The sequence below is a fragment of the Mucilaginibacter paludis DSM 18603 genome (assembly GCF_000166195.2).
In the GTDB taxonomy this organism is placed as follows: Bacteria; Bacteroidota; Bacteroidia; order Sphingobacteriales; family Sphingobacteriaceae; genus Mucilaginibacter; species Mucilaginibacter paludis.
In genome coordinates, this window is sequence record NZ_CM001403.1 from 3,309,184 (window position 1) to 3,331,463 (window position 22,280).

Consider the following 22,280-nt stretch of genomic DNA (forward strand, 5'->3'; position numbering starts at 1 on the left):
CATGGTTGGCTGGGTGTTGATCTTGAAAAGCCGATAGTGAATAGTTCTTGGTTATCTGCTTGATTTGAGATGCGATCTGATGATTAGGGTTGCTTAAATGCAGTGTTTTGAGGGCAGGATTAAGGAAGGATCATCATATTAATTCTAATACAACATGAATAGGTACGGGTCTTTTTTTGCCGAATTCAAATTGAGTAAGCTTGATAAACGAATACTGTACGGTATTTTTTTATCCATTCCATTTTCGCTGCTGATATTTGTATCGTATAATTTGATATTTGGACCAGATGGCGATCAGGTAATGCGTAGCCGGGATTTACAGGAAAACTTCGGCGGCATTGTAGATTCTGTTTATAATGACAATGCCAATCATAACGTCAGGATAGCGTTATTGAAAAACAAGTACAAATTTTCAATATTCCGTGCATGGGAGCCTGAAATTGAAAAAGGAGATTCTTTATCAAAGAAACAAGGAAGTTACCTGGTTAAGGTTTTTAAAAAAGACTGCAAAGTAGTTGTGTTGGATTACTGGTTAAACTATAAAAATAAATAGTTCGCCAATGTTTCCCACTGGCGGACTTATATAGCTTTGAATATTATAATTTTGATACTTCTCAATTGCCGCCGAAGCTACCATGGTCCATGGACTATGGACCATCGACCATCAATCAACACGAATTAACTCCCCTACTTCGCTTGTGATGCCACAGCGGCATTCAAACGTTCGTATTCGTCATTTTTACTTTCTTTGGCTAAACTTACACCTTCCTGCGCTGTGGCCAAGGCTTCTTTTTTGTTGCCCATCTTAAGCAGGATGCGTGCTTTCCAAAGTTTAGGCATTGGTGATTTTGGGCTGGCTTTTTCTACTTCGTTTATCCATTCCAGCGCCTTGTTCATATCCTTGTCGTTACTGTAATAATATTGCGCCGCAGCGAAATAAGGTTTCTTTTCGCCTTTCATGGCCTCGTCAATACTGGCCATTACGCGGGCATCAATATCGGTGGTGATGTGGATAGTTAGCGAGGTATGTTCCCAGGCCAGGTTCAGGTCGGCACTGGTGGGCATTACATTGTCAAACTGCAGGGTGAAGGTTTCTACCAATTCCTTGGTGTTAATCGCTTTTACTTTAAATCTTAACAAGTCATCTTCTTGTTTGTAAGTATAAGCGCCCCAGGTTTTATTGGTTTTGCTGAGGATGATGGTCCACTCTTTCGGATCGGGAATGGTAAATAAGCCGTAGGTACCCGGCGCTACTTTGTTGCCCTCTATAGTTACCTCGTCCGTAAAGGTAATGGTTGTGGCGGCGTTAGCACCCGTGCGCCATACCTTGCCGTAAGGCTCCTGACCGCCCAGCATCTTGCGGCCTTTTACATTAGGGCGCGAGTAAGCGATGGTTACTTTACCCAGACCTAAATCCTGGATAATGGTTTGGCCTGAACTGGCCTGCGGCATTTTAATGCCCTGCGCGTTTACTGAGAAGGTTGCGCAAAACAGCATAGCAGATAATAAAGTGTAAGCGATGTTTTTCATTGTTTCAATTGGTTTTGATGCGAAATTAGAGAATTATAGGAATATCCAGGCTAATTATATCAGCTTGTTAATCAATAACATTTTCTAAGCCGCGCTCCTCTCAGGCAAAGCATAAAAAAAGCGGCCCCTGGCGGGCCGCTCCACACAAACAACGATTCAACAGATTAAGCAACTATTTCTTCAGCTTTTTTACTTTTCTTGGCAGCAGCAGGCTGGTTTCCTTCGTAAGCTTTAATGTAAATTTGTTTAAGCTCGCTAATTAAAGGATAACGTGGGTTGGCACCTGTACATTGATCGTCAAAAGCCTGTTCGGCCATGGTATCAACGGTAGCATAAAATTTGCTTTCGCTCACACCAAAATCTTTGATCGATTTAGGGATGCCTACTTTAACCTTCAGCTCTTCAATAGCCTTAATTAACAATTCAACCTTTTCGCTTTCATCTTTTCCGCCCAGGTTAAGGTAATCGGCTATACGGGCATACCTCCATTTAGAGTTGGGGAATTTATTTTGGGCAAAGGCAGCTTGTTTACGTGGATTATCAACCGCGTTAAAACGAATCACCTCGCTAATCAGCATGGCATTGGCAACGCCGTGCGGCACATGGTGGGTAGCGCCCAATTTGTGAGCAAGCGAGTGGCATACGCCTAAAAATGCGTTTGCAAAAGCCATACCCGCTATGGTAGAGGCATGTGCCATTTTTTCGCGGGCCTTAATATTGGTTGTTCCTTCGTTATAAGCATCGGGCAGGTATTTAAAAATCAACCTGATGGCTTCAAGAGCCAAACCATTGGTATACTCTGACGCCAGAATAGAAACAAAGGCTTCCAAACCGTGAGTAAGGGCGTCAATTCCGGAAGCTGATGTAAGGCTTCTTGGCATGTTCATCATCAGTTCGGCATCAACAATAGCCATATCCGGTGTTAGCTCATAGTCGGCCAGCGGATATTTGATGTCTGTATTCTCGTCGGTTATTACGGCGAAAGGAGTAACCTCTGAGCCTGTACCGGCAGAAGTAGGTATGGCTACAAACATGGCCTTTTCGCCCATTTTAGGGAAAGTGTATACCCGTTTACGGATATCCATAAAGCGCATGGCCAAATCTTCAAATCTTTCCTGAGGATGCTCGTACAATACCCACATAATTTTGGCTGCATCCATTGGTGAACCGCCACCCAGGGCTATGATGGTATCAGGTTGAAAATTGATCATTTCGGCAGCGCCTTTGCGGGCTGTTGAAAGTGTAGGGTCGGGCTCAACCTCAAAATAAACGGTGTGTTCAATGCCTAACTCATCTAAAACTTTGGTGACATGTTCGGTAAAGCCGAGGGAATATAAAACCTTATCGGTTACAATAAAGGCGCGTTTTTTGCCCATCTCTCTCAGCTCGCGCAATGCTAATGGCAAGCATCCGTATTTAAAGTATACCTTTTCCGGCACCCGGAACCAGAGCATGTTTTCGCGTCTTTTTGCCACTGTTTTTATATTTAAAAGGTGTTTAACGCCTACGTTTTCTGATACCGAATTACCGCCCCAGCTGCCGCAACCCAGGGTGAGTGACGGAGATAGTTTGAAATTGAAAATATCGCCTATAGCACCTTGTGATGATGGCATGTTGATGATGGTACGCCCGGTTTTCATAGCGGCGCTAAACTGATCAACCCTGGCCTGGCTTTTAACAGCATCGGTATAAAGTACAGAGGTATGGCCAAAGCCACCCAATTTTACCAGCCGTACGGCTTTGGCTACCGCTTCGTCGAAGTTTTTGGCGCGGTACATGGCTAAAACAGGGGAAAGTTTTTCGTGCGAAAATGGCTCTTCCAACTCAACAGACTGCACTTCGCCAATCAAAACCTTAGTTTCTTCGGGCACTGTTACCCCGGCAAGCGCGGCTATTTTAGCAGCAGACTGCCCCACGATATTTGAGTTTAAGATGCCGTTGATCAGCAATACTGCGCCAACCTTACTGGTTTCTTCGGGGGTTAAAATGTACGCGCCGCGGTCAATAAATTCTTTTCTTACCTCTTCATAAATCTGGTCGAGCACAATTACACTTTGTTCTGAGGCGCAGATCATCCCGTTGTCAAATGTTTTTGAAAGCAGGATAGAATTAACGGCCATTTTGAGGTGTGCGGTTTCGTCGATAATAGCAGGTGTATTGCCTGCACCTACGCCGATAGCTGGTTTGCCGGATGAATAAGCAGCTTTAACCATACCCGGGCCACCGGTAGCCAGAATCAGGTCGGCATTGGCCATTACAATTTGCGAAAGTTCAACGGTAGGCTCTTCAATCCATCCGATAATCCCCTCAGGGGCACCGGCTTTAACTGCGGCATCTAATACTATTTTTGCTGCCGCGATAGTTGATTTTTTAGCGCGCGGGTGCGGAGAGAATATAATGCCGTTACGTGTTTTTAAAGCGATAAGCGCCTTAAATATGGCGGTTGATGTAGGGTTGGTTGTAGGTACTACCGCCGCAACAACACCAATAGGCTCGGCTATTTTAACAATACCGAAGGCTTCGTCGGTTTCGATAACGCCACAGGTTTTTTCGTTTTTGTATTGGTTATAAATATTTTCAGAAGCAAAGTGATTCTTGATCACCTTATCTTCAACAAGGCCCATGCCTGTTTCGGCAACGGCCATTTTTGCAAGCTCAATCCTTGCGTTGTTGGCAGCAAGCGCAGCCTGTCTGAAAATTTCATCTACCTGTTCTTGCGTAAAGGTAGAGTACAACCTTTGGGCCTCCCTGATTTTTTCGATTTGCTGGATTAATTTTTCTGAATCTGTTGTTTTCATAACTGTAATAATTAACCATTCTTAACGGACTATAATTTATAGATCCTTTGACCAATGGATGATTTGATTTATGAAATAAAGGTAGTGTATAAAATACACTAAGTAAATGACATTGATGGGGTCAAAATCATGATAATCAACATAAAACAACGTCTGGAAATAAACATAACAGCTTATGCCCATTAACTTGCCGCTTAAATGTGATTTTGTCGGTTAAATTAAAGTGACAAAGAACACTCATGCGGCCCTAAAGGCACAATAGCAAGATAAAACAGGGTTGTAATCGCTTACTTCAGGACCACATTTTCAAAATAACGATCAAAAATGCCTTTTGCCATCTGCTTAATTTCCACGGAAGGAGTCGGGGTATTTCTAAGCGGGTATTCCATCCCCATCATGGCCCACTTATGCATTCCTAATTGATGGAAGGGAATGATTTCTACGCGGTCGACCGTTTTATAGTTAGTAAAATACCTGGCCCACTGTTCGATGTATTCAGGCTGATCGGTCCAGCCGGGCACCAATACATACCTTAGCCACATCCGTTTGCCACTTTGTTCGCGGTAGGCGGCCAGGTCGAGCGTGTTTTTATTACTCTGGCCTGTTAGCTTAAGGTGCCATTCGTTATCAATATGTTTTACATCGAGCAACAGCAAATCGGTATATTCTAATAAATGATGTACTTCCGGCGTATTTAAACGCCCGTTGCTATCCAGGCAGGTGTTTATACCCTGCTGGTGTAAAAGCTTAAAAAAGCTGGTGAGCTTGCTCCTTTGCAGTAGCGGCTCGCCGCCAGATACCGTTACGCCGCCTTCGGTTCCAAAGTAATTTTTTTCGCGCACGGCGCGTTTTACCAATTCGGTAATTTCAACCAACGATCCGCCTTTTACATCGATGGAATCCGGGTTATGACAATACAGGCAACGAAACTGGCAGCCCTGAACAAATACCACCATCCGGATGCCAGGCCCATCCTGGGTACCAAATGTTTCCAGGGAATGGATCCTCAAATGCTCAGGATCGTTAATATTTAATTTAGCCGCATCAATATCCTGCAAAGGGAAATATAACATCTTTGTTTTTAGTGTAAACTTAACATAAAAAAAGTCGGGCCGATATGCAGGCCCAACTTTCTAACAAAATAAAACAACACTTATTTTACATACTTTCGTGGAAAGTCCGGGTAATTACCTCTAATTGATGTGCTCTGGATAACCTCACAAAATTAACCGCGTAACCAGAAACCCTGATGGTTAATTGCGGGTAAAGTTCGGGATGCTCGTAGGCATCAATCAGGGTATTTCTGTCAAGCACGTTCACATTTAAGTGGTGAGCGCCTTGTTTAAAATAACCGCCCAATGTACCCACCAGGTTAGTAATCTGTTCGGCACGTGTAGCACCCAACGATTTAGGAACCATGGAGAACGTATTTGAAATACCATCCTGTGCATCCATATAACTCAGTTTACAAACCGAATTAAGGGAGGCTATGGCACCGGTGCAGTCACGCCCATGCATAGGGTTGGCGCCGGGAGCAAATGCCTCGCCGCTTTTCCGTCCATCGGGTGTAGCACCAGTGTTTGTGCCATACATCACGTTGGATGTAATTGTTAACAGGGATAAGGTAGGTGTAGAGTTTTTGTAAGTAGCATGCTTACGAAGCTCGCCAATAAAATAATGGGTTACTTCTTCGGCAATACTGTCTACGCGGTCGTCGTCATTACCAAACTGCGGGTATTCACCTTCAATGGTAAAATCAACGGTAAGGCCTTTTTCGTTACGTACAGGTGTTACCTTGGCATATTTAATAGCAGCCAAAGAGTCGGCTATAATTGAAATACCGGCTGCGCCATAAGCGATATCAATATGCGGATCGGTATCAACAAAGGCCATCTGAGCTCTTTCGTAGTAATATTTATCGTGCATGTAGTGGATGATAAACATGGCTTTGGCATACACCCTGGCTAAATCGCTCAAAGTACGTTTAAACAGATCCATCACCAATACATAGTCAAGCGTGCCGTCAGGCAGGGTAGGGATATTTTTGATCACTTCAAGGCCATCGTGCTCTTCCCTTCCTCCGTTTAAGGCTATCAATAAGGCCTTAGGCAGGTTGGCGCGGGCACCAAAATGCTGTATTGATTTGCCTATTTCCTGATAGGATACACAGCAGGCAATTCCGTAATCGTCAGATCCGCGTGTTTCGCGCATCAGGTCATCGTTTTCATACTGGATTGATGAAGTATCGATTGATATTTGCGCACAGAATTTTTTGAACCCTTCGGGAAGATAATCCGACCAAAGTACAGTCAGGTTAGGTTCGGGTGATGGGCCCAGGTTATATAGGGTTTGCAAAAAGCGGAACGATGTACGGCTAACCTTAGTGCGGCCGTCGTGTAAAATACCACCTAACGATTCGGTAACCCAAACCGGATCGCCACCAAAAATTTCGTCATAAGAGCCCGGGCGCAGGTGGCGTACCAGCCGCAACTTCATTACAAACTGGTCAATCAGTTCCTGAGCACCTTCTTCGTCAAGCAAGCCGGCTTCGATATCCCTTTCTATATAAATATCCAGGAAGGATGATACGTTACCTAACGACATGGCGGCACCATCCTGCTCTTTAATGGCAGCAAGGTAGGCAAAGTAAATCCATTGTACGGCTTCGGTAGCATTTTCTGCAGGGCGGCTCAAATCAAAACCATAAGTGGCGCCCATTTGCTGAACATCGTTTAAAGCGCTGATCTGCGAATTAATTTCTTCGCGCAAACGTACCTTATGTTCAGTCATCTGGCCATCAATTTTAACCAGGTCGGCTTTTTTGGCTTTAATCAGTTGTGCAATACCGTATAAGGCAAGGCGGCGATAATCGCCGATGATACGGCCACGGGCATAATTATCAGGCAAACCTGTTAAAAGGTGTTTTGAGCGGAAGGCGCGTATTTCAGCATCATAAGCATTAAAAACACCTTCATTGTGATTTTTAGCATAGTTAAAAATATCAACAACTCTTTCTGAAACAGTTAGGCCACGCTCTTTAACAGCCGACTCTACCAACTTAATACCGCCGAAAGGTTTCATGGCGCGTTTAAGCAACTGGTCTGTTTGGAGGCCTACAATTACTTCATCATCCTGTTTAATATAACCGGGCGCAAAAGCGGTGATTGTTGAAATGGTATCGGTATCGATAGCTAAAATGCCTTTGTTTTCGCGCTCCTGTAACAAGGATACTTTACAGGCATCCCAAAGCCTGGTGGTGCGGGCAGATGGCCCTTGTAAGAAAGACGAATCCCCTGTATAAGGCCTTATGTTTTTTATAACAAAGTCATAAACATTAATTGTTTTATTCCAGTCTCCTGTTTGGAATGGAATAGCTGTAACATCTGTTTTCATACTCTAAGTGTTAATTATACCCCAAATGTATGGCGGCTTTTCAGGGAGAAGAATGACGGCAATCACTAATTAAATATTAATAAAAATTATTAGCATTTATATTGTAAACACTAAAGTAAATAGCAGAAATAATAATTTGTGATAGTTATTTTGCTTGTTTTTTAACATATTGACAATTTAAAAAAGCGATTTTTTTGTGCAGTTAATGTATAAAGAGCTACTACTCTGGGGTATTAATCATCGCGCCGGACTTGAGGCTTGAGTCAGGATCCGGAAGTGAAACAGGCGCCCCCACTTAGTACTACCGGCTCGAGACCGATACTGGTTTTTACAAAAAAAAGCACCGGCCCTTTCACCAGCCGATGCTCACTATTTGATTTAAACACACACTCTCTCTCAATCCATAAATTCGGTAACATTCATGTCCACATAGTCACCCATTAACTCTTCCAGCAGTTTTTTTTCCGCCTTCAGTTTTTTAATTTCTTTTTTCAACATAAAGGATATTATCAGTGCCACTACCAGTAGGCCTGCAAAACAATACAAACTTCCGTTATAGCTATTGGTAGCCGTGCGGATCATAGCGGCAAATAAAGGGCCTGCTAAGCCTGCAGCAGCCCATGCTGTAAGGATATAACCCAGGATAGCACCAATTTCTTTTGTGCCAAACATATCGCCGATGTACGCGGCCAGTGTTGAGTAACCACCGCCATAGCAGGATATAATTAAAAATATAACTGCCTGGAAAATAATAGCGTTTGATATATTAGGGATAAGCAAGAATGCAAGGATCTGGATACCCAAAAGCATGGAGAAGGTATTTGGCCTGCCCACATAATCTGATAGCGACGACCAGCCAATGCGTCCACCGCCGTTAAATATACCCATAAAACCAACCATGGCCGCTGCGGCTACAGGGCTTAAACCTGCAACTTCCTGCGCCATGGGCGATGCTGCCGAAATAATAGCTATTCCGCAACTGATATTGATGAAAAGCATGGTCCAGAGGTACCAGAAGCGCCGGGTTTTAATAGCCTCGTTAGCACTTAGTTGAGAAAGATCGGTATCGGCTTCTTTTTTGCCTGTTTCGGCGGCAACCTTCATCCCTTCGGGCAACCAGCCTTCGGGTGGCGGGGTAAGGTAACGCGAGGATGCAAATATCACTACAAAATAAATACTCCCCATGATAAAGAAGGTATTGGCAATACCTACAGTTGCAATAAGCTTAACAATAAGTGGCCCGCTTACCAATGCTGCAAAACCAAAGCCCATAATGGCCAGGCCGGTTGCCAGTCCCCTTTTGTCTGGAAACCATTTAACCAGTGTAGCTACCGGCGTGATGTAGCCTATACCAAGGCCAACACCACCAATAATACCGTAAGATACATATAACAAGGGTAACGATGCCAGGTGTACGGCAAGGCCCGAGCCCACTATGCCAAGTCCGAACAAAATGGCTGTAAGCAAACCGGATTTCCGGGGACCATATTTTTCAAGAAAATGGCCTAAAAAAGCTGCCGACAGGCCCAGGCAAAATATAGCGAGGCTAAAAGTAAACTGTGTTTCTTTTAAACTCCAGCCAAATTTTTCTATTAGGGGTTTGGTGTATACGCTCCAGGCATATACCGAGCCGATTGATAGGTGTATCCCTACAGCAGATGCCGCAACCAACCACCTGTTTTTTACCTTACTCATGTTTTTATAAATTAATGAACGCACAAAGTAAGGGCCGCCGCATGGGCTAAAAAATGATGTTTGTCAGGATTATAATTGATTTGAATTTTATTTATTGATATGATAGGTAAAATTGAAACTGGATAGCAATTTTATACCGTGAAAGAACATACCTCAATTGGTTGGTACGATGGCATTATAAACCAGGTATACTTCCCACGCATACTTGAACTGAAAGATAAATTACCATGGAGATATAATTTTCTTTTATAGTTTAAAAACTTAACCAATAAAATAATGTTATTCATACAAAAAAAATCCTATGAAAAAGTTAAGTTATTTATTGATGATTGCAGCTGTTGCTGTATCTGTTGAGGCTTGTAATGGCCCGGCCAAAGATGCCAAAGAAAATGCCGACAGTTTAAACAAAACCAAGGACACTACATCCAACGCTATGAATACAGGTGGTATAGCGGTTACCAATGATGATGCTAAATTTGCCACAGCTGCCGCTAACGGTGGTATGGCCGAAGTTGCTTTAGGAAAATTAGCTTTAACCAAAACCAGCAACGCACAAATTAAAGACTTTGCAACCATGATGGTTGCCGATCACGGTAAAGCCAACGATGAGTTGATGGCGATAGCTAAAGAAAAAAACATTACTTTACCAGCCGCTGTTGATGCGGATCATCAGAAAAAAATGGATGACCTGACTAAATTAACCGGCAAAGATTTTGACAAGGCCTATGTTGACGCTATGGTTGACGGGCACAAAAAGACTCTCGATTTGATGAAAGACGAAGCAAAAGACGGAAAAGATGCCGAATTGAAGGGTTTCGCCGCAAAAACTGCTCCCGTGGTGCAAACTCATCTGGAAGCTATCAACAAAATTCATGATAGCATGAAATAATTCTGCGGAATAACATACAGCAGAACGTATTTATAAAAACGATGGAGGAAATTCCATCGTTTTTTTTATTCAAGCCGACTTGGGTATCGGTGCTGATTTATGGAAGATTTTTTTGCGTTAACCAGCAGTAAGCACTTTTCGGAGCTTGAAAAGCAGCTTTGCCTGGTTAGTATCATCCTGATTTTTTTATTATCAAGGATCATCCCCAATATTAGCGATCAAGTATATTGATTTGCCGGCGCGAATTAATAGTGTGATGCTTTCACTTCCCTCTTCATGCTTATAATAAGTTAAAAACTTAACCTAAGGTTAACAACAAGGTATTGGTTTTTGCGTAAAATTACCCGTGAAATTTCCACATATTCAATTCCTCCGTTCATTCAAAACGAGGCTGCTGCTAAGTTTCTTTACTTTTATCTTCGTTATTCTGGTTTGGATGATTGCCTACCAGGTGATAGACGGCCAGCAAACACGCCTGCGGGCATTTTCGGCTAAGTTGACAGAGATCCAGATCCAATATCTGGAAAGTACCGCTTACCTTCAAAAATTCATGTTATCCGGCTATCACCAGCCGTCCTTTTATATCACAGGCAAACAAAAGGATATCGATCAATTTTTAGCATTGCAAACCAGTATCGGCAGTCACCTTACTAAACTAAGAACTGCAAAAAACCAGCTAAATATTAATAGCCCGTTAGATAGCTTAAGCGTTTTAAGCAGGCATACCCTGCTGGAGGGGCAATTACTTAAATCTGTTTTTTTAGCCAGGGGATTCGAAAATTACGGCGTGGAAGGAAATATGCGCAAATACGCCCATTGGATAGAAGATTCGAGCCTGGTGCCCAAAACCGGAATCCTGCAGTTAAGAAGGCACGAAAAAGATTACATGCTTCGCGGTAAATCAGCGTATGCAGATTTGTTTTTTGATCAGATGGGCATATTGCTCAATAGGGAGCATCGCGGCAGCAAAACTTTTAACAACCTGGTTAATTATAAAACTCATTTTACCCTATTAACAAAATACACCGAACAATTAGGCATAAATGGTAAAACAGGAATTGTGCCGCAAACCCAGTATGATATTAACCAATTTGACCGCCAATACGCTTATACCAATACCTTAGCCAACCAGGAAGCCCACAATTTATACCAATGGTTTAACCATCTGCTCATCAGTATCTCTGTAGCCTCGCTATTTTTTATTATACTACTGGGCTTTTTGTTCTCTAAATATCTTACCCGCGACATCAGCGAATTAAACAAAAGGATGTCTGCTTTTATTGCTTCTGATTTTCACGACATCAAGGAAGCTCCCGCCGAACATAGCATTATGCCCAACAGCATAGAGATAGAGAAGTTGTATAATGATTTCAATTTACTGAAAACTACGTTAAAAACCTATATCAATAACCTTAACCAACGCACCGGTGAATTGCAAAAAAAATCGGAGCAAATGCGTGGCGTTAACCAGGAATTGCAAGAACAGTCGGAAGAATTACAGGCGCAAAGCGAAGAACTAAGGGCCTTGAATGAAGAACTGCTTTCGCAGAGGCAACAGGAACAGGCCGCGCGCGAAGACGCGGAAAAAGCTAACCAGGCCAAAAGTGTATTTTTAGCCACCATGAGTCACGAAATACGCACCCCAATGAACGGTGTATTGGGCATGGCATCATTGTTAGAGGAAACAACCCTGAATAATGAGCAGCGGGAGTACGTGTCGACCATAAAAAATAGCGGCGAAACCTTACTGAGTGTAATTAGTGATGTGCTCGATTTTTCTAAAATAGAATCGGGCAAACTTGACCTTGATCCGCATCAATTTAACCTGAGGCAGTGTATTGAAGAGGTGATGGATATTTTTTCGGGAAAGGTGGCGCGGATTGGGCTCGATCTGGTTTACCAGATAGGATATGAGGTTCCGGCACACATTATTGCCGATAGTCTTCGCCTGAAACAGGTGCTCATTAACCTTGTTGGGAATGCCATTAAGTTTACAAGCAAGGGCGAGGTTTTTTTAGGCGTTAGCTTACTTAGCCGAACGGATGATCATTCACTTGAACTGGCTTTTGAAGTTAAAGACACGGGGATCGGTATCCCGCGCGACAAATTGCCACGGCTATTTAAGGCGTTCTCGCAGATCGACTCGTCAACCACACGCCGGTATGGCGGCAGCGGTCTTGGCCTTGCCATATGCGAACGTCTGGTTCACCTGATGGAAGGGCAAATTACGGTAGAGAGCCAATTGGATCTTGGAACAACTTTCAGGTTCAGCATCAAAGCCGAAGAAAGCCAGCAGGATATCCGCCTGCATGTACCATACGTTTTGGCCGGCCACGAGGGCAAAGTTATTTTGGTGGTAGATGATAATCAAACCAACCGCAAAATATTACAGGTGCAACTGGAGCAATGGAAATTAGTGCCTTTAATGGCTGCCTCTGCAAGCGAAGCCTTAACATTATTGGCCAAGCACCGTATTGATCTCGTATTAACCGATATGCAAATGCCCGATATGGATGGCATCGACTTTGCAGCAATTATTAAAAATAAAAATGCGAAAATGCCTGTTGTTTTATTAAGCTCAAGGGGCGACGAGGCCAAAACCAAATATCCTGGTTTGTTTACTGCTGTTTTAAACAAACCTGTTAAACAACAACAATTGGGCAGGGTAATACAAACCAGTTTACAGCAAAACCCGGAGCCCGAAGTTCATCAGCAGTCAACACCGGTTTTGCTAACGCCGGAATTTGCCGAAAAGCATCCGCTTAACATACTGGTAGCCGAAGATAACCTGATTAACCAGAAGCTTATTTTACGCATACTAAGCAAATTGGGGTACGAGGCCACAGTTGCTCAAAACGGCTTGGAGGTAATAGCCTTAACAGAGCTTCATAAGTTTGATGTGATTCTGATGGACATACAAATGCCAATGATGGACGGGCTGGAGGCTACCCAAATAATCAGGAGCAGTAAAATAGAGCAGCCTTTTATTATCGCGATGACGGCCAACGCCATGCCCGAGGATAAGGAGGATTGCCTAAAGGCAGGAATGGATGACTATCTATCCAAACCCATTCACCTGGAGAGCTTTCTAACGGCCCTGTCCAAAGTGGATATCACCCGGCAGCGCCAATTCAATACCCAATTAAAACCGATTTGAAATTTAAAACCTGTCTGTAATCAGTATTAAATCTCATCAGGTTATTTAAAAACAGGCCCCTACATAACCTAATGTGTTGATGTGCACCTACATTTATACACCTGCACATCAACGCATTTGCACATTAAAACTATTTCCCCATCATTTTATCTCTGATCATCTTAAACTCCGACTTAGGCTTCCACCCCGGGAAAGTAGTTTCGTTGCCTAATTTATACCCGATATGGTAAAGGATATTAGAAATTTCGGCCATACCCGAGGCATCCATGTCGGCAGTGTAATTATCGCTTACCTGGTGATAGCGGTGCTCGTTATAATCCTTTTTTTGCTTTTTGGTCCATTCATCATCGTGATTAGTGCTTTTGAGGCCGGTATTCATGTCCAGGGCCGGTACACCAACCTTAGCAAAGTTGAAATGGTCTGAGCGATAATAGCTCCCGGCGCCAGGCTTGGTATCGCCTACAACGGTTAAACCGAATTTTGCGGCTTCCGCGGCAACATAATCGTCCAGATCATTCTGTCCCTTTCCGGTAATAGCCAGGTCTTTGGTTTCGCCATAAAAGCCAAGGGCATCCATATTTAAGTTAGCCACAGTTTTGTTAAGCGCAAAAACAGGATGCGTGGCATAAAATTCAGACCCCAGCAAGCCCTGCTCTTCTCCGGTAACGGCTAAAAAAACAATTGAGCGTTTAGGTTTATCCTTTGCCTGGCTAAAGGCGTTGGCCATAGCTATTAAAGCCGCTACGCCGCTGGCATTATCAACAGCGCCGTTGTAAATAGAGTCGCCTTTAACAGCCGGGCCTGTACCAAAATGATCCCAGTGTGCGGTATAAATAATATTTTCATCAGGCTGCTTGCTTCCTTTTAACCGGGCTATTACATTGCGGGACATGGCATACTTCAACTTATTGCTGATGCCCACGGTTAAATTCATATTTAACGGTATAGCCTTAAAATCTTTTTTACGGGCCAGGGCCCTAAAATCGCCGGTAATACCTGCGGCAGCAAATAGCTTTTTAGCGGCGTCCTCGGTAATCCAGCCCTCCATTTTACAGCGCGACATATGCTTATCCGGCTGCTGCAAATATAACCTGGCGCCTGTGTTACTGTTTTTAATAACCGACCAGCCATAGCTCGCGGGTTCCGTTTGATGCACAATGACAATTCCGGCGGCACCCTGTCGGGCGGCCTCTTCAAACTTATAGGTCCATCGGCCATAATAGGTCATGGTATCGCCCTTAAACAAGGTAGCGTCGCCCGATTTAAAGCCCGGGTCGTTAACCAGCACCACTACTGTTTTACCTTTTACATCCAATCCGGCATAGTCATTCCAATGATACTCCGGCGCCACAACGCCATAGCCTGCAAATACCAGTGGCGAATTTTTTAGTTGCAGAGTGTCCTGCTCCCGTCGGCTAAAAACAACAAAATCTTCCACTGCTTTGAGTGACATACTGGCTTTTCCGCTGATAGCCATCGTAGGCGACGGCGTACTTGCTACCTGCACCATGGGTACATCCTGAAAATAACTACCCTGATTGCCTGGCTCCAAACCCGCTTTTTTAAATTCAGCAGCAATATAACGGGTTGCCCTCACTTCACCTTCGGTAAAAGGCTTGCGCCCCATCAGCGAGTCGTTAGCTAAAACAGCTATCTGGTTTTTTATGGCATCGGGAGTAATGGGTCCAAAGGATTTACTTTGTTTAACACCGCATCCCGCTAAAAGAATAAAAGCGGGTAATATGGTCAGGTAGTTATAAATTGATTTCATGACTTGCTTATATAGCCAAATATAAAATTATTTTACTGCCAGTCACAACGTTAGAACATAAATCAAAATATCGTGTTACATTATCACATGATAACTCGTCTATAAACTTAAACACCACGATTATGAAAAAAATATTTTTTGCCGCGATAGTATTATTCACTTTAAATGCAAGCGCACAAACGGTTGATATGCGCCGTAAAATAGAGGTTACCGGCACTGCCGAAACCGAGGTTACCCCGGATATTATCTATTTTTCGATATCCCTAAAAGAGTACATGGACGGTAAAAGCAGGGTGAGCATTGAGACCCTGGAAGGCGAGCTACAAAAGGCCCTGACCGAGGCCGGCATACCAAAGGAAGATTTTACCATTAACAACATCTCGGGCTATGCCACTTACCAAAAAAAGAAAGATCCTAACTTTTTGGCGAGCAAGCAATACCGCATCAAGTTTCATAACCTGAACAAAATTAACCAGATATTAGCCAGTGTTGATGCCAAAGGTATTGAAAGTACTTACATAGAAAGCAGCGATTACTCTAAAATAGAAGAGCTTAAAAATCAGCTCAAATTGAAAGCACTATTGGCCGCTAAAGATAAGGCAGCCTTTTTGCTCAATGGAATAGGCGAAAAATTAGGCGGCGCCATTGAGGTTACCGAGATTGATAATGGCGGCTACACGCCGATACGCAACGTGATGTATATGGCCAAAAGCGCGGTTGCCGATGCCGGAGCAGGGCAGGATATTGATTATAAAAAGATCAAGCTAAGCTTCCAGATCAAAGTAGTATTTGAGATTGTAAAATAAAGGCCCTAACCAGCCATCCCCAAGTAGGCTATACCGTGTGCCCACATCTTTTGGGTATCATTAAAAATACTCCGGAGAGTAAAAGCTCGGTAGAAATAAACAATCACAAACGTTTCGTGCCGTAGGTAAGGTACATATCCGCTGTATGATGATCTGTTTTCTTGAAATTGCGGCTAACAAAAAGCGAAGAAGTTTCGTACTTATGGCACGCAAAATCCATTTCACCAATATAATACCACTTTAACCCCGATGGGGTTTTACTTAAAAAGATATGAGTACACGGTAGCCAAGTAGGGATGGCTTAAAAAAAAGAATAAAAGTCTCCCCTACCGGGGGAGATTTAGAGGGGGCTGTTGTTTAAGACGTGGGCACTAAACTTATTCATTAAAAAGCTATACCTTTAAGGCTATAAGTCAAAGCCATGTCTGAACATCCCCGGGAAGACGTCCCATCTAAAAAAAAATCCTGCTACCCTATCAGTGATACCTTGCGGAAGTATCTGGGGAGGTATAACCGAGAGGTAAAACTACCCATCAAATACTCCGATCTGTTGCGCTTTAATATGCATACGCCGCTATTGAATAAAGACGGCACAGATACCCTGTGGCAAACGGTTTATTACGATCAAAGTGAGATGCGCGAACTATTCCCCGGGCTTACCCATACTTACGCCTTATTGCGTGCCGATGGCGATATCGAGGTAATGGAACATCTTTCGGTAGCCCGGGTTGATTATTGCGCCTTTGGTAATTCGCACCCGTTCCGCGTCCGGATCATTAACCGTTTAAATGATAATTACGATCATTTTTACGTTAAAACTGCCGATGCCTCGCGTGTTTACGGCCTCGAGCTGGAACATGTGCTTTCGCCTAACCGTATTGTATACTTATCCAATGGCGACACCCTGATAGAGGAGCACATCCCAGGTTTACCTGGTGATGTATTTTATGACCACCGGCTGCAAACTTCTAAATTTAACCAGATCCGCGTTTGCAAAGAGTTTGTGAAGTTTAACGAACGCTGTTTTGCCCGCCTGCTGGGCGATATGCGGTCGTATAATTTTGTGGTTGATATTACTCCCGATATTGAGGGCAACCAATATCGCATCAGGGCTATTGATTTCGATCAGCAATCGTATGAAGGGCGGCGGAAATTTTACCTGCCCCATTTCTTTAAAGAGAATAACGTACTGGTAACGCTCGGTAAAAAATACATTACCGAAACCACCATGCGCCAATACCAGGAAGAGGAGCGTAGCTTAATTTCTAACCGTGCTCGAACATCGCGTGCAAGGTTGAGTGACCTTTTAGAAGTAATGCGTCCGGAAGAAATTTCGACTCAAGAAAAAGTAAAAAGCCTGGCTGCAGAGCTTGGCGAGTTCCATAACATTTCGGCATTTAAAAATTGCGATACCATGGGCCAGATATTAACCGAGCATCTCAATGTGATACTTACCAGGATCAAGCTGACGTGAACTAAACAGTGCGGTGCGGCACCAAAAACATCAATGTATCTTAGCAAGGTTCACTGATTAAGATAGCCGGCAGCCTTTCCCCATATCGAACTGCTTAGTCGCTTTATAAAGATATCAGGTATTAAGCATTGTTTTAGGCCGGCAGCTTAACAGCGGCTAAAACTCCAATGCACTTCTCCAAATTACCATTCCGACAAAAACTGCTGTAACCAAGATTATAAAATTAATAATCCGACAATTTTTTAATTAAAAAGAAATAAATTATTTTTTAATTAAAACACTACCTGCCCCATTGCGTTGTAACTGTACTTAACAACATAAAAAAATCTACTATGAAAACTGCAACAGCAAAACCGGCAACATCAAAACAAGCAACAGCTCCTAAACAAGCAACAGCTCCAAAAACCGAAGAGGTAAAAGATTCAGCCTTAAACGAATTGTTTATTGATGAGCTAAAAGATATTTATTGGGCCGAAAAAAACTTAGCAAAAGCATTACCCAAAATGATTAAAGGCGCTACATCGGCAGAGTTAAAAACCACCATTGAAAATCACTTGAAAGAAACAGAGAACCATGTAACAAGGTTAGAGTCTGTTTTTAACTCGATAGGCGAAAAAGCAGCCGCGGTAAAATGTGAGGCTATGGCTGGCCTTTTGAAAGAAGCCGAAGAATTGTTGAGCGAAACCGAAAAAGGCACCATGGTACGTGACGTGGCTATTATATCGGCAGCTCAAAAAGTTGAACACTATGAGATCGCATCATACGGAACAATGGCAACCTTAGCTAACGTTTTAGGCTACAGCGAAGCGGTTGAATTATTGGAAGCCACTTTGGCCGAAGAAAAAAATGCCGACAGTTTATTAACACAAGTTGCCGAAAACACTGTTAATACTCCAGCAAAGAGCGAGAAAAAATAACTAAACCACGCTTGAGAGGAGAAAAGCCATGGAAAACACGAATGATAAACTACAAGAGCAGCTGGAGCACCTACTGCTGATATGCAATGATGGTATTGAGGGTTACCGCAAAGCGGCCGATAAGTCCAAAGGTATTGAGTTTACTACCCTGTTTACAGATTATGTGATACAACGTACAGAATATGCCAACGAGTTGAAAGCCCAGATTCGCCAGTTAGGTGGAGATGCCGACAACCAGACTGGCGGTACGCTGGGTACGCTGCACCGCTTGTGGATCGATATCAAATATAAATTAACCAACGATGAGGAGCACGTTGCTTTAGAAGCCTGTATCACCGGCGAAAAGGCAGCGATTGCTTCATATGATGAAGTATTACAGGGCGATACCCTTACACCAGAATTAAGGGAGTTACTGCAGGATCAGAGAGACGGTATTGAACGTGCACTGATTAAGGCCGAGCAATTACTCAGAGTATATTCCTAAAAGAAAAAGCCCCTGTATTTAAGGGGCTTTTTCTTTTATACTTTCTAATCACCTTCGCAATCCGCTTCCCAGCCCAGGTAGCAAGCATACCAGTGGGCACAACGCTCTAATATCCACTGCTCGGTATTATGGCTCGGATCCACAATTTCCCCAAAAAACATTATTCTTTCGGTTTTACCTAAATTATTTCGGTAAGTGTAGTCAAAATGCCGACGGTTACGATGCCGAAGATCCTCCTCAATATCGGGAATAGAATTGGTATGTATAATATGCGTGAGTGATCTTGAGGGAACGTGGTAGATAAAAAGATTCTCCTCCTCCGCTGTCGGATCCTCACATAAAAGATATTCTGGCAACTCGGGTATCATAGTTTAATGATTTAAAATCAGGGCGATAATGTATTAATTAGACCCTGTAAACGAAATTTAAATCAATAATGTTTTATACTTTATATAGCAGAAGAGTTAGCCTATCGGTTGCACCCATAACTTTCTTTTAACTACAGAAAAATTTTTATCTTTAAATTAATACGCGCAGCCAAAATTCCAGCAGGTCACTAATCGGAGTAAATAAAATTAAATTTCTGGAAAAAATATTTCCTTTCAGTTCGAAAAAAATAATAAAAAAACCCGGACGCTAAGCCCAGGTTGTAGTTTATTAAAATAATATCTTAAATAGTTGTCGGCCTTCTGATTAGGCCCAATATCAACGAAATAACAGCTATTACAAGCAATACATGGATTAAACCGGTTGCCGAATACATAAACACGCCAAGTGCCCATCCTATAATCAGAATAACGGCTACGATATACAATAATGAATTCATGGTAGATTGTTTTAAAAGTTAATAAAAATAGTTAATATGTTTTTCTATATACAAAAGTTAATATATAGGAAATTGTTTTAACTATTTTTCAATTTAACAAAAAATAATCCTCCGAACAATTAACTCTTACATCATTAAAGATTCAGCCATTTTTTTCGCACAGCCAATTGCTCTGCGCTGGCCTTACCTGTATCGCTTATGCTATATTTTACTTGTTCATTTTTTGATAAAGTAATACTCAACTTGATTTCGATGCCATCGCGGTTTAAGTTCAGTTCAATTTGATCTCCGGGTTTCTTTTTGGCAAGGTATTTATCCAAATCGCTAACCGATGCACCGTCTATAGCCAGTAACTCATCATTAGCGCTTACACCCGCAACCCAGGCGGGGCTATTCCGGCTAATGCTCGCAATAATATTTCGCCCTGTAATAGGGGCCAGGCTTATGCCTAAAAAAGCATCATTACGGTTGGCTAAGGTATTAACCAGTTTATAACCGGCGTAGTTTAAGTAATTGTCGTAATCAATAACATCAACGCCGTTAATGTGTTTTTTATAAAAATCGTCCAGATTTTTACCAGTGAATTTTTCAAGGGCTATTTTGAATTCGGCATCGGTATAACCTCTTTTTTTCGCCTTGTAGTATTCATCGTACATATACTTCATTACATCATCCAAACACATTGTAGCTTTACTGGCATAAATAATCTCCAGATCGAGCAGCATAGCTATAGCAGCGCCTTTGTTGTAATAAGATATGGTGGTATTGGCAGAATTTTCATTCGGCCTGTAAAATTTAATCCAGGCATCAAAACTGCCCTCGCTTACCGGTTGTATTTTTGAGCCGGGTTGATTATCAATCCCCGAAAGGTTATCGGCAACTATTTTAAGATGGTCATCCAGGGCATACAAATTGGCACGCCTCATAATGAGGCTTTGGTAATAGGTGGTAAAGCCTTCGGCTATCCACAAATTAGTGGTATAGTTTTCTTTTTCATAATCAAACGGACCCAAAGCAAAAGGCCTTAGCCTTTTAACGTTCCATAAATGGAAGTGCTCATGTGCCACCAGCACTAAAAAGTTATGGTAGGTGGCTTCATTGGTATAGCCATCGCGGGTAGCGCCCAGTACGGTTGAACTCAAATGCTCTAAACCGCCGCCGCCCTTAGCATAGTTATGCACAATAATAACATACCTTTTATTAGGGTTATCGTTATAAATGGCTGTTTCTTGTTCTACAATTTTGGTAATATCCTTTTTTAGTCGGCCTTTATCATAGTTACCGCCCCCACACATGGCTACCTCATACTTTACACCGGCGGCGTCAAAATCAAATACATCCTGGTTACCCACCTGGATAGGCGAATCAAACAAAGTATCGTAATCTGGAGAATACAAGGTAAATGGGTCGCCGCCAACAGCCTCCAGGCTTGTTGATACAGTTTTCCAGCCTTGATACGGGATGATATGAAGCGTTGACGGTTCATGCAGCATACCGTCGGGATACATAAACATACCAGATGTTGAGAGGAAACCCTGCGAGGCATCAACAAGGCTGGTACGTACGGAAACCTCGAAACAATATACATCATAGCTAATTTTAACTGATGATGCGCTACCACTTTCAATATGCCAGGTGTTTTTACTGGTTTTAGAGGCAGCAACCTTTTCACCGTTAGCCTCCGCAACAAAACCTTCCACATTTTTAGCAAATTCCCTTACCAGGTATGATCCCGGTGTCCATACAGGCATTTTAACATCTACAAAACCTTGTGTTAGCCCGGTGATGGTCATTTCAATATGCGTATAATGAGCTTGTGCTTCAGGAAAGGTAACAGTATAATTAATTTTGCTTTGCATTATCGCTGCTGATGCGTTTAAATCCATTTTAATAAGTAGTATAATATAAAAAATACAGGAGAAGATTTTTTTCATGACTGGCAAGTTTACGGAAAATGTGCATAAATAAAAACTGACCAATACGACAGTACAAACTGTAATATGGTTGATACATACAACTATCTTCAGTTCAAACTAAATAGCTTTGTTGTTATAATTAACTACTGACCATTGGACGAACCTATCTCGCGCAGATTAACGCAGCTGGCTAAAATATACCTCGGCGCTTTTTCAAACCATGTTGAGGAGCTTGATATTAACAGGTATCATTTTATATTACTGCTTATAGCGGAACATGAGGGCCAGTTAACACAAAAAAAATTAGGCCAAATTACCGGTAAAGATAAATCGGCAATGGTAAATATCATCAACAGCCTTACTGATAAAGGCTATGTTTACCGGGAACTTAACCCGGATGACAGGCGCGGGCAATTGATTAAAATAACAGAAAAAGCACAGCAGGATATCCCTGCCATACGCCAATCTTTCCAACTGCTTAACCATAAAGCAACAGAGGGCATTAATTCTCAAAAATTAGATATATTTAACGAAGTACTCCAGCAAATGTCAGTCAACTTAATACCGCTGGCCTCAAAACGGGTATCCTTTCAGCTCAAAAAATCAAACCATTAATTTGCAAAC

17 protein-coding genes are annotated in these 22,280 nt (G+C 42.5%); 8 read left to right on the forward strand and 9 right to left on the reverse strand.

Translation table 11 applies throughout. The features are described 5' to 3' along the window. Positions 1-154: 154 nt before the first annotated feature. Positions 155-553, forward strand: a complete 399-nt coding sequence (locus MUCPA_RS13895; protein WP_008507171.1) for a hypothetical protein — start codon at positions 155-157, stop codon at positions 551-553. A 134-nt stretch (positions 554-687) separates the two neighbouring features. On the opposite strand, the gene MUCPA_RS13900 is transcribed toward MUCPA_RS13895, so the two are convergent. From MUCPA_RS13900 to MUCPA_RS13920, 5 genes are all read right to left on the reverse strand, one after another. Beyond that, the gene (locus MUCPA_RS13900) at positions 688-1,530 is read right to left on the reverse strand and encodes a DUF2911 domain-containing protein (protein ID WP_008507172.1); all 843 of its coding nucleotides are present in this window, start codon (positions 1,528-1,530) and stop codon (positions 688-690) included. A gap of 164 nt (positions 1,531-1,694) precedes the next feature. Next, entirely contained in the window at positions 1,695-4,328 is a 2,634-nt protein-coding gene (gene adhE, locus MUCPA_RS13905) for a bifunctional acetaldehyde-CoA/alcohol dehydrogenase (protein ID WP_008507173.1), read from the reverse strand. Between the two features lie 287 nt (positions 4,329-4,615). Continuing rightward, the gene (gene pflA, locus MUCPA_RS13910) at positions 4,616-5,401 is read right to left on the reverse strand and encodes a pyruvate formate-lyase-activating protein (RefSeq protein WP_008507175.1); all 786 of its coding nucleotides are present in this window, start codon (positions 5,399-5,401) and stop codon (positions 4,616-4,618) included. Positions 5,402-5,486: 85 nt separating this feature from the next. Beyond that, positions 5,487-7,721 (reverse strand): formate C-acetyltransferase, encoded by a 2,235-nt coding sequence (gene pflB, locus MUCPA_RS13915; protein WP_008507176.1) that lies wholly within the window; start codon positions 7,719-7,721, stop codon positions 5,487-5,489. A 396-nt stretch (positions 7,722-8,117) separates the two neighbouring features. After that, positions 8,118-9,416, reverse strand: coding sequence for an L-lactate MFS transporter (locus MUCPA_RS13920; protein WP_008507177.1), 1,299 nt, complete (start codon positions 9,414-9,416; stop codon positions 8,118-8,120). A gap of 301 nt (positions 9,417-9,717) precedes the next feature. Here MUCPA_RS13920 and MUCPA_RS13925 point away from each other — a divergent pair, with 301 nt between their 5' ends. Together MUCPA_RS13925 and MUCPA_RS36130 are read left to right on the forward strand one after the other, a co-directional pair. Then, positions 9,718-10,305, forward strand: a complete 588-nt coding sequence (locus MUCPA_RS13925) for a DUF4142 domain-containing protein (protein WP_008507178.1) — start codon at positions 9,718-9,720, stop codon at positions 10,303-10,305. A gap of 346 nt (positions 10,306-10,651) precedes the next feature. Continuing rightward, complete coding sequence (locus tag MUCPA_RS36130) at positions 10,652-13,462, forward strand: response regulator (RefSeq protein WP_008507179.1); 2,811 nt, start codon at positions 10,652-10,654, stop codon at positions 13,460-13,462. A gap of 130 nt (positions 13,463-13,592) precedes the next feature. Here MUCPA_RS36130 and MUCPA_RS13935 read toward each other — a convergent pair whose 3' ends face one another. After that, positions 13,593-15,233 carry a M28 family metallopeptidase gene (locus tag MUCPA_RS13935; RefSeq protein ID WP_008507180.1) on the reverse strand — a complete coding sequence of 547 codons (1,641 nt, stop codon included), beginning with the start codon at positions 15,231-15,233 and terminating at the stop codon, positions 13,593-13,595. 122 nt (positions 15,234-15,355) lie between these two features. On the opposite strand from MUCPA_RS13935, the gene MUCPA_RS13940 reads away from it, so the two are divergent. The 4 genes from MUCPA_RS13940 to MUCPA_RS13955 all read left to right on the forward strand — a co-directional run bounded on the left by MUCPA_RS13940 (position 15,356) and on the right by MUCPA_RS13955 (position 18,914). Continuing rightward, positions 15,356-16,039 (forward strand): SIMPL domain-containing protein, encoded by a 684-nt coding sequence (locus MUCPA_RS13940; RefSeq protein WP_008507181.1) that lies wholly within the window; start codon positions 15,356-15,358, stop codon positions 16,037-16,039. Positions 16,040-16,460: 421 nt separating this feature from the next. Beyond that, the gene (locus MUCPA_RS13945; protein WP_008507182.1) at positions 16,461-17,513 is read left to right on the forward strand and encodes a hypothetical protein; all 1,053 of its coding nucleotides are present in this window, start codon (positions 16,461-16,463) and stop codon (positions 17,511-17,513) included. A 332-nt stretch (positions 17,514-17,845) separates the two neighbouring features. Further along, the gene (locus MUCPA_RS13950) at positions 17,846-18,430 is read left to right on the forward strand and encodes a YciE/YciF ferroxidase family protein (protein ID WP_008507183.1); all 585 of its coding nucleotides are present in this window, start codon (positions 17,846-17,848) and stop codon (positions 18,428-18,430) included. Between the two features lie 28 nt (positions 18,431-18,458). Then, positions 18,459-18,914 (forward strand): ferritin-like domain-containing protein, encoded by a 456-nt coding sequence (locus MUCPA_RS13955; RefSeq protein WP_008507184.1) that lies wholly within the window; start codon positions 18,459-18,461, stop codon positions 18,912-18,914. A gap of 44 nt (positions 18,915-18,958) precedes the next feature. On the opposite strand, the gene MUCPA_RS13960 is transcribed toward MUCPA_RS13955, so the two are convergent. The 3 genes from MUCPA_RS13960 to MUCPA_RS13965 all read right to left on the reverse strand — a co-directional run bounded on the left by MUCPA_RS13960 (position 18,959) and on the right by MUCPA_RS13965 (position 21,674). Then, positions 18,959-19,282 carry a hypothetical protein gene (locus MUCPA_RS13960; RefSeq protein WP_008507185.1) on the reverse strand — a complete coding sequence of 108 codons (324 nt, stop codon included), beginning with the start codon at positions 19,280-19,282 and terminating at the stop codon, positions 18,959-18,961. 302 nt (positions 19,283-19,584) lie between these two features. Then, positions 19,585-19,740, reverse strand: coding sequence for a lmo0937 family membrane protein (locus MUCPA_RS37745; RefSeq protein ID WP_008507186.1), 156 nt, complete (start codon positions 19,738-19,740; stop codon positions 19,585-19,587). Positions 19,741-19,874: 134 nt separating this feature from the next. Next, positions 19,875-21,674, reverse strand: a complete 1,800-nt coding sequence (locus tag MUCPA_RS13965) for a M61 family metallopeptidase (protein WP_008507187.1) — start codon at positions 21,672-21,674, stop codon at positions 19,875-19,877. A 135-nt stretch (positions 21,675-21,809) separates the two neighbouring features. On the opposite strand from MUCPA_RS13965, the gene MUCPA_RS13970 reads away from it, so the two are divergent. Beyond that, positions 21,810-22,271 (forward strand): MarR family winged helix-turn-helix transcriptional regulator, encoded by a 462-nt coding sequence (locus tag MUCPA_RS13970; RefSeq protein ID WP_008507188.1) that lies wholly within the window; start codon positions 21,810-21,812, stop codon positions 22,269-22,271. The last annotated feature ends 9 nt before the right edge of the window (positions 22,272-22,280 follow it).